General features: G+C 66.9%; 8 protein-coding genes. All 8 read right to left on the reverse strand.

The window, feature by feature from the left end; all coding sequences use genetic code 11:
• Positions 1-31 precede the first annotated feature (31 nt).
• Genes AC3ZI9_RS11555 through AC3ZI9_RS11590 form a run of 8 tightly spaced genes read right to left on the reverse strand, consistent with a single transcriptional unit; the run spans position 32 to position 16,372 of the window.
• The gene (locus tag AC3ZI9_RS11555) at positions 32-1,693 is read right to left on the reverse strand and encodes a serine/threonine-protein kinase (RefSeq protein ID WP_444561645.1); all 1,662 of its coding nucleotides are present in this window, start codon (positions 1,691-1,693) and stop codon (positions 32-34) included.
• A complete protein-coding gene (locus AC3ZI9_RS11560) occupies positions 1,690-3,366 on the reverse strand; it encodes an FHA domain-containing protein (protein WP_444561646.1) in 1,677 nt (558 codons plus the stop codon). The genes AC3ZI9_RS11555 and AC3ZI9_RS11560 overlap by 4 nt, the downstream gene beginning before the upstream one ends.
• Positions 3,363-4,199: a PP2C family protein-serine/threonine phosphatase gene (locus AC3ZI9_RS11565; protein ID WP_444561647.1), complete on the reverse strand. Its 837-nt coding sequence runs from the start codon at positions 4,197-4,199 to the stop codon at positions 3,363-3,365. The genes AC3ZI9_RS11560 and AC3ZI9_RS11565 overlap by 4 nt, the downstream gene beginning before the upstream one ends.
• On the reverse strand, positions 4,196-5,401 hold the full coding sequence (locus AC3ZI9_RS11570; RefSeq protein WP_444561648.1) for an RDD family protein: 1,206 nt from the start codon (positions 5,399-5,401) through the stop codon (positions 4,196-4,198). The genes AC3ZI9_RS11565 and AC3ZI9_RS11570 overlap by 4 nt, the downstream gene beginning before the upstream one ends.
• A gap of 3 nt (positions 5,402-5,404) precedes the next feature.
• Positions 5,405-7,795, reverse strand: coding sequence for a transglutaminase TgpA family protein (locus AC3ZI9_RS11575; RefSeq protein WP_444561649.1), 2,391 nt, complete (start codon positions 7,793-7,795; stop codon positions 5,405-5,407).
• On the reverse strand, positions 7,792-9,189 hold the full coding sequence (locus AC3ZI9_RS11580) for a DUF58 domain-containing protein (RefSeq protein ID WP_444561650.1): 1,398 nt from the start codon (positions 9,187-9,189) through the stop codon (positions 7,792-7,794). The genes AC3ZI9_RS11575 and AC3ZI9_RS11580 overlap by 4 nt, the downstream gene beginning before the upstream one ends.
• A gap of 27 nt (positions 9,190-9,216) precedes the next feature.
• Positions 9,217-10,200, reverse strand: coding sequence for an AAA family ATPase (locus tag AC3ZI9_RS11585; protein WP_444561651.1), 984 nt, complete (start codon positions 10,198-10,200; stop codon positions 9,217-9,219).
• Between the two features lie 52 nt (positions 10,201-10,252).
• Positions 10,253-16,372: an Ig-like domain-containing protein gene (locus AC3ZI9_RS11590; protein ID WP_489923590.1), complete on the reverse strand. Its 6,120-nt coding sequence runs from the start codon at positions 16,370-16,372 to the stop codon at positions 10,253-10,255.
• Positions 16,373-16,453: the final 81 nt, after the last annotated feature.

Here is a 16,453-nt window from a genome sequence, read left to right on the forward strand (position 1 = left end):
ATCAACTTTCGGCAATCATCCACCCACGAGACTAGCCGTCCGAACAATATCTGCTGGGGTCCGAGGACTTCCCCGTCGATCGCACCAGCACCACTTGGATGCACGTGGGCTCCCCCTGGGCTTCCTCGGTGGTCGCGGTGGGTTCCTCGGCCTTCCGGTTCTCTCCTTGCTCGGTGGCCGTCACCGGCGCCCAATAGAAGACATCGCCCTTCTTGGCCTCCGGGTTCTTCCACGTGAACGTGATCTTCGAACCGGCCTTCTTCGCCGCGAAGTCCCCGACCTGCGGAACCTTGCCCTCCTGCCCCAGCAACGGGTCTGCCGGTTCCTTGCTCAGGGACACCCCCGAGGAGACCTCCTGGTCCTCGCTGCCCCGGTTCAACGCATTCACCACGAAGATCCCCGCGATGACCATCGCCAGAACGGCTCCGAGTCCGGCCACCAAGCCGGTCGGGAACCGTTGTTCCACCCGTGCTCCGGCCACCGGGGTCGGCGGGACCGCGGGAACCCACCCGCCGGCGTCGGGCCCTTCCCCGGGAACGGAATCCTGCGGGTTCCGGGCCCGCCCGCCAGAGGAACCGGGCGCGGACCCCACCCCGGGGTGGGATCCCTGCCGTTGCCGCGATCCGGCCAGCGAACCGTCCGGCAGCCGACCGCGCATGATCGTTGCGTCCTCGGCGGCCGCCGGATCCACTGCCGGTGGATCCGTGATGGGCGAGGAGGGCCCCGGCGTCGGGGCCCCGGCATCGGGGTCGATGGAGACCACCTGCCGGACCCGGGTCGCTTCACCGCCGTCGTCCTCTCCGGGCTCTTCCCGGGGAACCGGCTCCTCCATCACTTCGAAGGCGGTCACCGACAGGCCGAGTTCGGCCTGCACCCGTTGCAAGGCCAGGGCCAGGTCATGGACGGATTCAAAACGGGCCCCGGGGCTCTTGGCCATGCTGGTGGCCAGCGTCTGTTCCAGGGTCGGGGGCACATCCGGACGGTTCAGCGAGGCCAACGGGGCGGTGGTGATCCGCGAGATGAGTTCACGCTGGGAGTTATCGGCCCCCGACCGCACGAAGGGTGAACGGCCGGCCAGCAGCGTGTAGATCGTCGCCCCGAGGGACCAGACGTCCATGCGCACGCCGTTGGGCGAGCCTCCGGCAAAGGCCTCCGGCGGTGACCAGGGAATCGATAATCCGGCTTCATCGTCCAGCGCATCGGTGGTTCCGGAAATACCGAAATCGGTCAGGGCCGGCCGGTTGTAGTCGGTGACCAGGATGTTCGCGGGTTTGATGTCACGGTGGACGATGCCGGCACGGTGCGCGGTCTCCACGGCCGAAGCGACCTGGATGGCCAGCGACAGGACCTCGTCGACGCCGAGACGGGCTCGCCGGTAGCGGACGTCCAGGCTCGGTCGGGAGCAATACTCCATGGCCAGATACGAATGGCCTTCGGCGGTGATATCGGCTTCGAAGATCGTCACGATGTAGGGGTGTGACGACAGTTGGGCCATCAGGTTGGCTTCGGATTCGAAGCGTTTGCGGGCACTTTCGGTCTTCAGGTCCGACAGCAGGACCTTCACGGCCACCTTCCGGCGCGGCCGGTCCTGCTGGTAGAGGTACACATCCGAGAACCCACCGGATCCCAGAAGGTTCAGGTATTCGAAGCCCTCGATCGACGGTGGGGGCGCCGGCGGACGCTTCCCGCTCACAGCAGGCCCTCGAAGCGCAATGAGACCCCGTCCCCCAAATCGGCGATGTCCCCGTCGAGCAGCATCAGCTGTTCCCCCTGACCGAGTCGGCGCGGGGGCATGCCCTGGCGCACCAGCAAGGTGCCGTTGGTGGCCTTGAGGTCCACCAGCATGACGTGCCATCCCTCGAGCCGGACTTCCAGATGGGACCGGGAGATGTCCCCGCTGGGGCTTTTCACGTGCACGACCCGCGGCATGGATTCGCTCACCGAACGGGTGATGGTCGGCTGGCGACCGACGACGGCGGGACGGTCCAGCTCGACGACATCGCCGTCGGAGATGACCATCCGGCCCAGCGAGGGCCGGGCCACATCGGTGGGGTCATCCCCCAACGGGCCGTCGCAGACTCCGCAGGTTGAAGAGGTGGGCGGGTTCGCATGCCCTGCGGAGCAGAGCCGTCCCAGGACCAGCGGTCCGGTCGCCGGTTGTTCCGTGGCCGGGCCCCGGGGCGTCGCCGGGATCGCCTCGGTGGGCAGGTCCCCGCGCATCACCGTGTTGCCGTCGTGGTCGCCCCAGGAAGGTGCCGCGGTCGCCTCTTCATCGGCAGCGGGCGGCGCAGGGGTTTCCGTGCGGCCGGGTGCCGAGGTGATGGTCGGCAGGTCATCGGCGCCGGCCTCGGGTTCGTCGGATTCCTGGGTTTCGGTGGCTTCGGGGCGGGCTTGGGCCCGTGCCGCTGCCAGCCAGGGGACGGCGTCGATGAGTGCTTCGGGATCCGGTTGGTCCTCGTCTGAATGGGGACCGGCGATGGTGTCATCTGATACCCGCTCCTCGGATTCCGGTTCCGCGGTCACCGGTCCCTCCGGGGTTGCTTCGGCGACCGGTTCCTCGGAGGCCTCTTCGCGGGCGGCCGGGGACAGGACGGTGTTCGTTTCGTCGGCCTCCTCGGCCGAGACGACCTCCTCCGCAGCGTCGGCGCCCCGCTCCTGCGGGTCCGCCGGCTCCGACGCACCGATCGTATCCGCCTCCGCCTCGGGGTCCTGCTCGGCTTCGGGTTCCGCGGCTGGTTCAGTTTCCGCAGCGGCACTGGGTTCCACCGCTGCTGCGGTCTCCGGATCGGCCTGGTCATCGTCCGCGGGGGCGGCAGCGGCCTCGATCGCGGGCCCGGTTTCGGTTGGTTCCCCTGGCCTCTCGTCCTGTTCCGGGGCCGAGAGCGGCTCGATGTTTCCCGGGGCATCGGTGGGGAGTTCGACCTGCAGGCGACCGAAGGGGACGATTCCCTCCACGATCGGCACCCAATGCAGTTCGTCGCCGTCGTTCTGGCGCAGTACGTCATCGAGGGCCAGGCTGAGGCTCTCCTGGTTCGGGATGCGACGTTCCATCCAGGTGGTGACGCCGAGACCATTGACATGGGTGCTCAGTTCACGGCCTTCGGCAGCCATCGAGACCGGGCCGCGCAGGATCGTATGCACATCGTTTTCCAGGCTGATGATCCCGAACGGGGCCATCCCCGTCAGGGCCAACCCCCGGGCCGAGAGCACCGCCGACAGCAGGGATTCCACCCCGGGCGTGCCCTCGAGTGCCTGCCAGAGGTGGTCGAGGTGTTCCGGGTCGGTGTCTTCGGGCAGCAGTACCAGATGGCCACCCCGCACCAGCGCCCACCAGGGGCCGGGGATGTAGGTGATCCGCATGCTCATTGCCCCTCATCCTCCGGGCGCGGTTGGGTGTGGTCGCTTTCGATCGCGTCCCGCGGTGCGGTATCGGTGAACTCGTCGTCGTCGTGTTCGAGTTCCACATCGACGATGACCAAGGAGATGTTGTCCCGGCCGCCGGAGCGCAGCGCTGCCTGCAACAGGTCATCGACGGCGATCTGGGCCGGCGTCCGGGCCAGCAGCACATCGCGGATCGCCCCGTCACCGACTTCGTTCGTGAGCCCGTCCGAACAGATCAGGAGCCGGTCCCCGGGCCGGGCCGGGAGCATCCAGAAATCGGCTTCGCTGTCCTCCCCGGTACCCAACGCCCGGGTGATGACGTTGCGGCGGGGATGAGTCAGTGCCTCCTGGGCGGTGATCTCCCCCCGGTCAACCATTTCCTGGACCTCGGAGTGGTCCACGGTCACCTGGCGGAACTGGTCGCCGGAGAGCAGATAAGTCCGCGAGTCCCCGACGTTGAAGACCAACCAATACACCGCTTCCCCCTGGCGGACCAGGGCGGCCCCGGTCACCGTGGTGCCGGCACGCGATGCTGCCGCCTCACGGATCGCCAGATCGGCCGAGACCATGAACTGCTGCAGATCCTCCGGCGTCAGCCAGTCACCTGCAGCCTCCTGCCCTTGCGCGAAGGTGGCCACGCAGATGCTACTGGCCACCTCTCCCGCCTCGTGCCCGCCCATGCCGTCGGCCACCGCGAAAAGGTGCCGTTCGGCCAGCACGGAGTCCTCGTTGAGCGGACGACGCAGTCCACGATCACTGGCCAACCCGACCTCCAAGGCCACCTGGCCGTCGGAGGGTCGGGGAACCGCCCCGCTCATGCGGGGCTCACTACGAAATAACGGTCGCCGAAGTACACGGTTTCACCATACTCGGCATGCTGGGACTGGCCGGCAGCCAGGGGCTTCCGGATTCCGTCCGTCCCGGTGATGCCCGAGCCGTTGGTCGAGTTGCGGTCCGTCACCCAGAGCCCCGAACTATCGGCGGCCAGATGCAAATGCGTTTTGGAGACCGAACGGCCCATATCCGCGTAGTTGAACAGTTCGGCGACGTCCTCCCCGTCCTGGGCTGCGGGGTTGCGGCCGATCAGTGCCGTGGATTCCAGCACCATGATCTGGCCGTCGTCGAAGCGCAGGCGGGCCCCGTGGACCGCCTGGGCCACGGCCGCCGACCGCAGTTGGGTGTACTCGGCCTCGTCCTCATCCACACCGACGGGTTCCCCACCCGCGGCCGGGGCCACTGGTTCGGGGGCCGGCGGGGCGGCGGCGGGCGGTGCTGCCGGAACGGCTGCCGGTGGGGCAGCAGCGGGGGCCGGCATCGGGGCGCGGGGCCCGGGCGGACCGGCCGCGGCGGCGGAAGCCGCCCCCGATGGCTGCGGGTTCATTCCGGGGACCCCGGTGATCGGGCCACCGGCCGTCTCCTGGGCCAGGGCCGGCCACTCCGCCTGGCCGGAACCGTAGTCGGGATGTCCGGGCTGGCCGGGGGCGGTGACTCCTCCGGGGGCGAAGGCCGAGGGGCCGAAGAGGCCACCGGTCAGCAACGGGTTGCGCCCCTGGTTCACGTCGACCACCAGGGTGTGGGCGGCCTTGTCGTGCCAGCCCTGGCGCTGGTGGTTCGGATCCCAGAGGTTGGAGAGCAGCATGATGATCGGGCCCACCACGGGGACGATCCCGGAGATCCACACCAGGGCACGGCGAATGAAGACCTTGCCCCAGCCGGGGGCGAAACCGTCCTCGTCGGCGGTGCGCAGGCCCAGTGCCAGGTTGCCAGGGGTCTTGCCCGTGCCCGCTTCCCAGCCCCAGAGGACCACCGCGTAGGCCAGGACGAAGACGGTCAGGACCATCGAGACGGTGGCCGTCTCGGCGAGGAGCTCGCCGGTGCTGAGGTAGCCGGCCCCACTGAACGTGGAGGAGGTGGCGCTGAAGTAGATCATCATCGCCAGGAGCACCGGAACGATGTCCAGCAGACCGGCAACCAGTCGTTTCGCGGCCACGGCGTTGGCCAGGTTCAGGTTCTGGGCCACCGGCTACTCCTTTTCCTCGGGGGTTTCTACTGTACGGATATCTTGCTGCCCTGACCCGCGTTGGGCCCGGCGGGCGTTGATGCGGGCCGTGGCATCGAGGACCAGTGATCGCGGGGAGTACTTGCCTCTCATGCGCCCCCAGAATCCTACCGAGGAACTCATGCCGGCAAGTTGCTCATCGACCAGGTTCCAGTAATCGACGATCTGGGCCTCGGTGGGCACCGCGGATCCGAAGACCGCGGCATCGGCCCGGTGGGCCAATTCGGTGGTGGTCTCCGTCGTGCCGGGGAAGCCTCGGCCCAACGCCCTGGCGTTCTCCCGGCGGGTGCCCGAGGACTCGGGGCGGGCCCCCAGGTCCGTGGCCAGGGAAATGACCTCGTTCCAGCCACCGCTCAACCGGTTTCCCGGCCCACCGGTTCCGAACCGGCGTTTGCGCCGGCGCAGCTTCAGGAAGGCCACCACCAGCAACGGAAGCATCAGGATGAACAGGGGGATCACGATGCTCAACGTGACCGTGAGGATCGGACCCCAGAAGGCCCAGAACTCCTCGTTGGAATCGTCCGCGTCCTGCGGATCGGGAGCCGTCTCGGGGGGAAGCTTCGCCTTGTCCTGCGGCGGTGGGGGCGGCTGGAGCACCTGGGGTTGCGGAACCGATTGGGGTTCCTGCTGCGGCGGGGTCGGTTCCTTGTCCTTGTCCGGGGTGGGGGTGAACGCCACCCACCCGACATTCTCGAACTCGATCTCCACCCAGGCGTGGACGTCCTCGCCCTTGATCTGCACGGTGCCCGCCGGATCGTACTTCTCCGGGTAGAACCCCATCACCACCCGGGCCGGCATGCCCTGGTCCCGGGCCATCAGGGCCATGGCCGCCGCGTATTGTTCGTCGTCGCCGATCATCGAGTCGGCATCGAGCAAGGAGGCGATCCGCGCCGCCCCGTGGCCCGAGAGGCTGGGTACCTCGTTTTCCTTGCCGTTGGAGAAGTATCCCGTCTCATGCAGGATCCCCTCCATCGCCGCGGCACGTTCCACCCCGGTCTTTTCGTCCCCGGCCATCTCCGCGGCCTTGCCCGAAACGACCTGCGGGACATTGGCCAGCTTGGGCATCGTCACGTCGGAGAGTCCGTAGTCCTGCAGCTTCTTCCTATCGATCTGCACCGGGTACTCCACCGCCGCCGTATAGGAATCCCCGGTGCGCAGACCGGTGGTCGACAGCGCGGTTTCGGCGTCGTCGTTGTAGAACAGCGAACGGGCCAGTTCCTCGGAGCGTTCCCCGGCCACGTCCAGGCCCAGGAGCTTGCCGCCGGCAGGCAGCCAGACCCCGTGGTATCCCTCGATGGTGATGTCCAGTGACCCGCGGGACCGCAACGGGTCCTCGGCGGCGGAGGAATTGACCTGCCCGACGTCCCCGACGGGGGTGAAGTTCCCGCCCGAGCGCGGATCGACGTCGAACACCATGCCGTCGTAGCTGTCCAGCGCCGCCAACCTGACCCGTTGGCCCTCGGGCAGCCCGGTCACCGAAAGCAGCGGTTCGTCGGCATTGTCCTTGGCATAGTTGCGGAAGCTCATCAACGGGCTCGGGTAGTCATACAGGTCCACCGGGGGGACGACGGCGTCGCGCAGTACCTGTCGGGATGGCCCGCCGTCCAACGCCGGGGAGGCGATGGCCGTCAGCCCACCGGCGACCATCAGGACCACGGCCCCGGAGCCGATCCGACGCAGACCCGGCCGGATGGTGGAGCCGGAGCCGCCGTCGTGCCCTGCCGGCTGGTCCAGCCCCGCGGCACGATCCACCTGCCGGCGCCAGGCCAACCAGCAGACCAGCGCCATGACCAGGACCAGCCCGCGCAGCAACGGCAACGGCACGTCCCGGGTCCCGAAGATGATGCCCACGATGAACATCACGGCGACCGGGATCGTGGCCCAGAACGGTGAACGGAACCTCCAGGCCAGCAATCCGGCGAGCAGGGCGGTGACGTAGGCGCTGAGGAACGGGACCACCAGCATGCCCGCCCGCAGGCCCACCGGCGGGGCGACGGTGAGCACGTCCTTCCAGGACAGGACGACGCCGGCCAGCAGGGTGCGCAGTGATTCGAAATTGGGCAGGAACCCGGACGTGGCTTCGGTGGGGGTCGCCAAGGGCGTTCCGGCGATCAGGTATACCGCGATGCCGACGCCCGCCGCAGACAGGAACCCCCAGCGGTAGCGGACGATGACGTGCGCCAGGACCAACCCGAGCACCACGCCACCGATCCCGGCCAGCAGGTAGTGGACATCGCCGCCGAACGCGGCATGCAAGCCCAGCACGCCCAGCCCCAGGCAGACGAGCAGGACCACGGCGTCGATGGCGCGGTGGGCGGAGGGCAGGTGGGCGCGCCAGGAGGCGGGGGCGCTCATGAGGCCACCTGGTGCAGGATCAGTGGCAGCTCGCTGAGTTGACCGACGGTGATCACCGTCAGGTCCCCGATGGTTGCCCGGGCCGGTTCCTGTCCGGTGCCGCAGCGCACCGCGAAGGCCCGGACGCCCACGGGAACATGGGTGCTGGCCTGGCGCAGTTGCCCCGGGGTCGCCACGGTGCCGGTGACCAGGAAGAAGACCGAGGCGTTGGGGACCGCATCATTGGTGGTGCGTGAGAGGTCGATCAGATCGCTGCGCCGGGGCCTGGCCTCCACCCGGGTGCAGTCGTCGAGCAGGTTCCGTCCGGTCTCGGTCCGCAACGGTCCGGTCTGGGTCACCACCGAGAGGTTCCGCTGCTCGCGGACCGCCTGGAGCCCGATCGAGGCGGCCGCCGAGACCGCGAGTTCGAAGTCGTCCGGGGCCGCGTACTCCGCGGTGTTCGTGGACAGGGCGATGGCCAGATGGGAGCGCCGGGTCTCCTCGAATTGGCGGATCATCAGCTCGCCGGTGCGCGCGGTGGTCTTCCAGTGGATATGGCGCCGGTCATCCCCCGGGACATAGTCGCGCAGGGCATGGAAGGAGACGTCCGAGGAGGACAGCACCCGGGTCGGTTCCCCTTCCAGGTCCTTGATGAACCCGGAGCTGGTCCCGCCCAGGGCCGTGGTGGCCGGGTGGACGAACAGGTCCTGTTCCTCGGTCCACTTCACTTGACGGCGCAGTAGCCCGAACGGATCCTGCCGGATGGACCGCACCGGGCCGACGGCGATGACGGCCCGGCGGTGGGTGGGGATGGTGAACAGTTCCTCGTGGGCGGCCTCGGACGCCAGCCGCGGGATCCTGAAGAATGCGGTGGAGGTCCCGACCGGCAGTTCCATGGACACCGGAAGCAGGGTCTTGCCCGAGGCGTTCTGCACTTCCAGCCCGCCCACGGCCCGGTCCCCCACGGCCACCCGGGTCCGGTTCAGGTCCAGGCTGACCCGGAAGACCGAACGGCCCAGGATGAAGGCGATGGCCAGCAGCAGGAGCAGGGCCCCCATGAGGGCGGCGATCCTGGCTTCCTGCCAACCGAACATCCCTCCCAGCAACGCCAGGACCAGCACGACGGCGGCCAGCAGCCACCCCAGCGGGCTGACCACCTCGGTGGCCGGTTCGATCTTCGGCCGGACCCACCCGCTCAGCCGCTGCCAGAGCGGCTGGACCTCGAGTTTGATGAGCTGGCCGATCTGGGCCGACAGGGACGCCGGATGCAGGCGGGAACGCCTTGCTGCCGTGGGCCGGGCCCGGCGCGGGCTGCCGGGCCCACGCCGGCGCCGGAACCATCCGGCGGCGCCGGGGAACCGGGAGGACCGGGTCCGGGCGGACCGGCGGCCGGAGTCCTGAGTCGGGGTGCTCATGCTGGGGTATCTGCCTTCCGGACCGGGCTAGGCGCGGGAATCGGCGTCGGCGCGCTGCTGCGGTGCCGCGGTCACGGACAGGATGCGGGCCAGGACGGACTCCGGGGTGGCCCCGGCGAACTCTGCTTCGGGGTCCATCACGAACCGGTGCGTCCACACGTAGGGGGCGAGTTCCTTCACGTCGTCGGGCAGCACGTAGTTCCGTCCCTCCGAGGCGGCCCAGACCTTGGCGGCACGGACCATGGCCAGGGCGCCACGGACCGAGACACCCAACCGGGTCTCCTCGGCCTCACGGGTCTGCTCGGTGAGTTCGGCAATGTAGTTCAACACGGACTCGTCGACATGCGTGCTGGTTGCCAGATCGGCCATGTCGGCGATGGCGCTGGTGGTGATCAGCGGTTTCAGGGCCAGCGACCTGTCCCGGGTGGAGGAGCCGGAGAGCAGGTCCACCGTGGAGGCGCGGTCCGGGTAGCCGATGGAGGTCTTGATCAGGAAGCGGTCCAGTTGTGCTTCGGGCAACCGGTAGGTCCCGGCCTGCTCGATCGGGTTCTGGGTCGCGATCACCATGAAGGGCCGCTCCTGGGTGTAGGTGGTCCCGTCGATGCTCACGCGGGCCTCCTCCATGACCTCCAGCAGTGCCGACTGGGTCTTCGGCGAGGCACGGTTGATCTCGTCGGCCAGCACGATGTTGGCGAAGATCGGCCCCTGGTGGAACTCGAAGAGCTGGCTCTTCTGGTCGTAGATCGTGATGCCGGTGACATCCGAGGGCAGCAGGTCGGGGGTGAACTGGATCCGCGAATTGGAGCCCTGCACGGTGGCGGCCAACGACCTGGCCAGCATCGTCTTGCCGGTGCCCGGGGCGTCCTCGAGCAGCACATGGCCTTCGGAGAGCATGGCCGTGAGGATCAATTTGATCACCTCGGGTTTGCCCAGGATGGCCTGACCGATATTGGCCACCAGTTTCTCGAAGGTACCGGCAAACCATTCGGCCTGTTCGTTGGTCATTGTCATTTTCGTGGGTCCTCGCTTGCTGTTCCTGCTCGACGGTGGGGTGGCGGTCCTGCTATTTCTTCGGCCATGTGGTCACCTCGTCCGACCAGACGGTCAGATTGCCTTTGAAGAGTTCCACCGAGATCGGCATCTGGTGGTTGGCCCCGTGGAAACAGGTGAGTTCCTTGGTCTTCTTTCCGTCGACCGTCACCTTCGACTGGTAGTCGTTGAACCGGTTGCTGCCGCCGTCGTCGTGACAATTGGCCGTCCAGGTTCCCGCATATTTGCCGGTGAATTCCTTCAGTTCGACCTTCAACATGTAGCATTCCTGGTTGCACCGTGGATCCGAGACCGGCTTACCCGAGACCAGCTTGACCGATGGTTTGGTCGGCTCCGGCTTCTTCTCTGCCTTCGACGTTTCCTTGACCGTCCAGCTCTTCTTCTGTCCTTCGGTATCCGTGGCCGTGATGGTCAGGGTCCGGGTCTGTTTCTTATATTGATCCAGGCTCCCGATCCTATGGCGGCCCTGGCCGGCGTTCACCGCCCCCACCCCGCCATCGATCGATGCCTTGAGCGTTGCCTTGCGGCCGTTGGCGTAGGAATCGGCCTTCCCGTTCCATTTGAAGGAGATCGAATCCTTCGTGTTCGATTTCGACCGTCCGCCGCCGTCGCGCAGCGGGCCGTAGGAACTGGTGCTGTTCGAGCCGGGGCTCGCGTCCCCGGCCCCTGCCGCGTTGAGCGCCCTGACCCGCCACGAGTGGGAGGCCCCGTTCTTGTTGGTGGTCACGACCGAACCGGGGCCGCCGAGCTTCTTCCAGGAGCCTCCGTCGGTGGAGTACTGGTAGCCGGTGATGGATGAGCCGTTGGCTCCCGGCTTCTTGAAGGAGAGTTTGACCTTGTTGTTCGTTCCCGTGGCCTGGGCCGTGGGTTTGCCGATGGACTTGGGCCGGCCATAGGGCGTGACCGCCGTGGACTTGCCGCTGGCCGGCGAGGTGCCGACCTTGTTCTCGGCCGTGACGGAGAAGCTGTAGGACCCGGTGGTCTTCAGGCCGGTGACCGTCTGCTGGGTGGTCCCCGAGGAGATCCCCCCGATGGTCTTGACCGTTGATCCTCCCTCCTTCACCTTCAGCGTGTAGCCCTGGATGGGTGCCCCGTTGTTCCCGGGGGCCTTCCAACTCACGTCGACCACCCCGCCGTTGACCGCCGAATCGGCACGGACCGCGACGGGGGCGTTGGGTTGGAATGGCTTGCCTGCAGGGATCACCGAGGCCGAATAGCTGCTCCACTGCGAAGGCTTGTCCGCCTTGTTCACCGCCCTGACCCGGAACTGGTAGGAGACCCCGTTCTTCAGGCCCTTCCAGGTGTGGCTGGTCCCGGTGACCCCGGTGACCTGGCTGACCCCGGTGGCCGGTGCCGGGGAGATCTCCAGCGTGTAGCTGGTCACCGCCGAGCCGTGGCTGACCGGCTTGTCCCAGTTCACCGTCGCCTGCTCGTCCCCCGAGGTGCTGTTCGGTGCGGCCGGCTGCTCCGGTTCGACATCGGGCCGGGCATCGGCCGAGGACGCGGAGGCACTTGATTCGCCCACCGCGTTGGTGGCGGTCACGGAGAAGTTGTAGACGTGGTCGTTCTCCAGCCCGGTGATCGTGCAGGTGGTGGTGTCGCAGTTCTGCTCCACGCCGTCGCCGGTCACCGTATAGGACTCGATCGGAGAGCCGTTGTTGGACGGGGCATCCCAACTCAGCACGGCCTTGGAATCACCGGTGGATTCGACCAGCGGCAGGCCGGGGGCCTCGGGTTTGCCCTTGACGTTCAGGGTCACCGTGCCGTTGACCTGGCGGTCCGGGTCCTCGGTGATGTCCCCGATCGTATAGAGGACGCGCAACGTCCCCACGAAGTCCTCGGCCGGGGTGATGGCCAGCTGGTCGCCGCGGATCTCCGCCGTGCCCTCGCCCTCTTCGCCGGTGACGCTGATGATCTCCAGAGGGCCCTGGTCCGCGTACGGGTTGTGGTCGTTCTCCAGGACCGGGACCGTCTCGGTCCTGCCCTGGTGCGCGTCCTTGACGGTGTCGTCCACGGCATCGGGCAGTTCACGGGTGGAGGCGAGCACGTTCAAGGTGATGTTCGCCGAGACCGCGTCGTTGTGCCCGTCGGTCACCGATACCTTCACCGATCCCTGGGTGCCCTTGGGGGTCTTCACGTCGGCGGAAGCGGTGAGGAAGTGGCCGTCCACGAGTTGGGTCTCCACCCCCTCGAGGTCCTGTTCCCCGACGGAGAACTCCAGCTCGTCCTCGTCGGGGTCGCTGGCGATCTGGCTCAGATCCAACCGGGCAGGGTCCTCCCCCTGGGCCACGTCGAGCGAATTGGACTGGATCGTCGGAGGTTCGTTGTCCTCCGGACGCGGCAGCACCTTGATCGGGATGGAGATCATGCTGTCCAGGCCATCGCGGTCGTCGGGCCCGGACCCGTCGGTGACCTCCACGGTCACCGAGGCGGGGCCCGAATAGTCCTCGGCGGCCTTGAAGGTGAGTTCCGTGGCCGAGCGGACCAGTTCCCCGTCGTTCTCCGGAACCGAGGAGGCCTTGGATTCATCGGTCAACCGGGGCCGGTGGCCGTCGCGGACCTGGACCAGATCTTCGAGATCGAGTTTCAGGCTCTCCCCGGCCATCACTTCCTGGGGCTTGTCACTGCGCAGCACCGGCCGCGCGCCGCCGACGCCCGGGACGATGGCGAAGGCCGTGGAAGACAGGTCGTCCTGGTCGGTGATCGTGTAGGCAATGACCTGGGAATCGTCGGTCAGTTTGACCTTCAGCTGGTTGTCCTGGGTGACATTGGCCGTGGCCGGATCATCCGGCAAGGTGATGTCCAGATCCTCGATCCGACCATCGGGATCCTCATCGTTATCGAGAATGGGTAGGGTGACATCTTCCTTGCCGACCACTTCCTGCAGCGAGGCATGGTCGTCACGGGCGATCGGGGCCAGGAGCTTGGCTTCCGGATCCGCTTCCACGGTGAGTGTGGCGCTGGCTGTTCCGCCGCGACCGTCGGTGATCGTATATCTCACCGACAGGGACCCCTTCTGCTTCGGGGAGGTCACCACGATCCTGCCGTTGGAAACCTTGGCGTCCACGCCGTTGGACGTCTGCACGTCGTCGACGAGGGTGATCTGGTCGCCGTCCGGGTCGGTGTCGTTGCTCATGACGTCCACCGCTACCGGCCGATCGGGACGGACCCTGATGGAGTCGTTCACGGCCACCGGCGGGTTATTCGTCGTGGAGAGCGGGGCAACACCGACCATCACGGTGCCCGTCGCCCGGGCACCCAACCGGTCTTCGACGACGTAGGAGAACACGTCCGTCCCACTGGAGTTCTTACTGGCGGTGTACTCGATGGCCGAACCCTTGACCTTTGCCGAGCCCAGCTGGGGGGCACCGCCGAGCTGGACGAGCGTCACCGAGTCCCCGTCGGGGTCGATTCCACCCAACGGGACGGCAATGGCGGTGGTTCCGCCGGCGAAGACCCGCCCGGTGATCTGTTCGGGTGAGGGTGGGGCGTTATCGGCCACGTCCACTGGCTGGACGTGGAAGTTCACGCGGGCGTTGGCTTCCTGCCCGTCGGGCCCGGCCACGGTGTAGACGGCGGAAACGTTATGTGGTTTGCCGTCGAATTCGCCGGCGCGGAAACGCACGGTGCTATCGGCGACGCTGATCAGCGATCCCTTGCCCAGGTCTTCGGCTTCCTTCAGGTCCGGAAGCAGCGTCAACTCCGCACCGTTGGGGTGTATGTCGTTCTCCAGGACGTCGACGGTGGCGACGTCCCCGGCCCGGACGACGACGTCGTCGGTGTTCGGCCGGGGCGGATCGAGCTTGGGCGGTGCCGGGACGGGGATCACATTGATCTCCCCGGTGGACACCCCACTGCCGTTGGACACCGTGTACTGGACCTTTTTCGGTTCGGTGAGACCGCGGACATCGGTGATCCGGACGAAACTGTTGCGTTCCACGGAGACGGTGAACGGAGCGTCGTCGGCTACGTCGGCACCGGTGAGGACCAGGACTCCGCCGGCGGGGTCGGAGTCGTTGCCCAGGACGTTGACCAGCACGTCCTGTCCTGCCGGCAGCAGGGCCACGTCGCGGACGGCGATGGGGTTGCCCGAATTCTGTTCGGGGTCCTTGATGTCGATGCGCACCAGGCCGGGGGCACTGGCCGGACCGTTGGTGGCCACGTATTTGGCGTAGAAGGTCCCGGTCCGTTCACCGCGGATGGTCACCGTGCCGGTATCCGTATTGCTCTTCACCTCCACGCCATTGACCGATTCGACGGTGGCCAGGCGCAGTTCAGAGCCGCCAGGATCAAGATCGTTCTTCAACGGTGAGAACGTCACTTCTTCGCCGACATTCGCCGTGACGTGGTCGGTCGCGGTCACCGGCGGGGTCGCCGTTTTGGGCAGGACCTCCACGACGACACGCCCCTGGGCTCCTTCGCGCCCGTCGGAGACCTGCACGGTGATTTCCTTGTGTCCGACCTTCTTGCCGTTGTCCTGGAAGGTCAAGGCGCCATCGGGGCGAATGCGGATGATGTCCTTGTCATCGCTGGAGCCACCCAGCAGTTGCAGGTCATCACCATCGGGGTCGATCCAGTCACTGAGGATGTTCTGGGTGACGGCTTCGCCTTGTTGGACCCGCAGGGTGGTGACGCGTTCCTGGCTGGGTTTGTGGTTTTCGTCCTCGGGGACGACGCGCACGGTGGCCTTCTCGGTCGCCTCTCCGCCTCGCCCATCGTCGGCCCGATAGGTGAAGGAGGTGCTACCGGTGGCGTCCTCGGGCACGACCATCTGGAACCCTGTGCCGTCGTTGACTTCTTGCAGGGTGCCCAGGGTGGGCTGTTTGCCGTCCAGCGAAGCAGTCAGCAGGTCGCCGTCGGGGTCGACATCGTTGAAGAGCACCGGAAGGGCCGTGGTGCGTCCGGCCCGGACACCGAAGGAATCGGGTTTGGTGATGGGCTTCTTATTCTTCTCGGTGCGGTTGGGCAGTTCGATGGCATCGGTGACTTCCTTGGAGTCTTCCTTCTTCGCCTCGCCCTTACCCTTGGGAGGTTCCAAATCGCTCCAGTTGCTCACGATCTGCATGCCGTCGTTGACCAGCCACACCTGCCCTGAGGTGACGTCATTGAGCACGACGACGTCACGGTTGACCCGGAACTGCAGGTCGGCGCCGCCCGGTAGCTCCGGCACCTGCCGGTTGACGTCTTGGGAGTCGTCATCACAATCACGCACGTATTGGGCGCTTCCCTGCCAGGCCGCATAGGTGCATTCACCGACCCTGACCGGCTGGATGGCGGTTCCGCTGGCTTTCAACGGCAGGTATTCGGTTTCCCCTCCCCCGAGCGGGACATCGGCCAATTTATTGCCCAAGGCGATCACCGCATGGTCGGTATCGGGACCGGGGGCCTGGAGTTGGCCGCCTTCGGGGTCGACGACGGTACTGGTCTTCCCCGCCGAGGTCGTGACCTTGCCCGTCTTTTCATCGAAGAGCACGGCGGTGTCGCCGACCACGCTGAGCTGCGCCTCCGAGGCATCCCCCAACTCCTCGACGTCCTGTTCACTTTCCTGGGTGAAGCTGCCGTCGGACTCGGCGACCCAACTGAAGAATTTATGCGCTTCGACGTCCACCGCCCAGACCGTGTCATCGGTCCCGACGGCGGTGAGGACCTGGCCCTTGGCCTCGAGCAAAGGAGGCGTGTCCTGGGAGGCGAAGCCGCCGAGGTTCTCCGTCGCCGTGGCATAGACGACGCCGTGATCGGCGTCGGTGACCGAGACGACGTCGGAGCCGTAGGAGAAGGATGAGTTGGCCGGCAGGGCGTTATCGTCGGCGAATTGGACCATGGCCGGATCGATGGTGGTCAGCGCGCCTTGTTCCAGGTTGCGCACGAAGACGTGCTCGGCGTCCTGCTCCAGATCGTAATCGGGCAGCGGTGTCAGCACGCCGCCGTCCAGGGTCTTGGACTGGTAGTTGAGGTGGCCGGCCTTATTGAGCTCCTTATTCACCACCCAGACACCGCCGTCGTTCAGATCGACGTCAGCTGTCTTGAACCCCGGATAGATGATGGCCCCGGTGATGGCCAGCGCGGAGACCGCCGAGACGGCAGCCACCTTGAATCCCGTGCTTTTGCCCGGATTCGCACCCCATCGGGACATACCTGTAGTTCCTCATCACCGTCAATTTTTGTTCGGCACCCAAAGGAACAGAACCAGCCACCGTAGATCATAACGGATGGA

The organism is Arthrobacter sp. AOP36-F1-5, assembly GCF_058137995.1.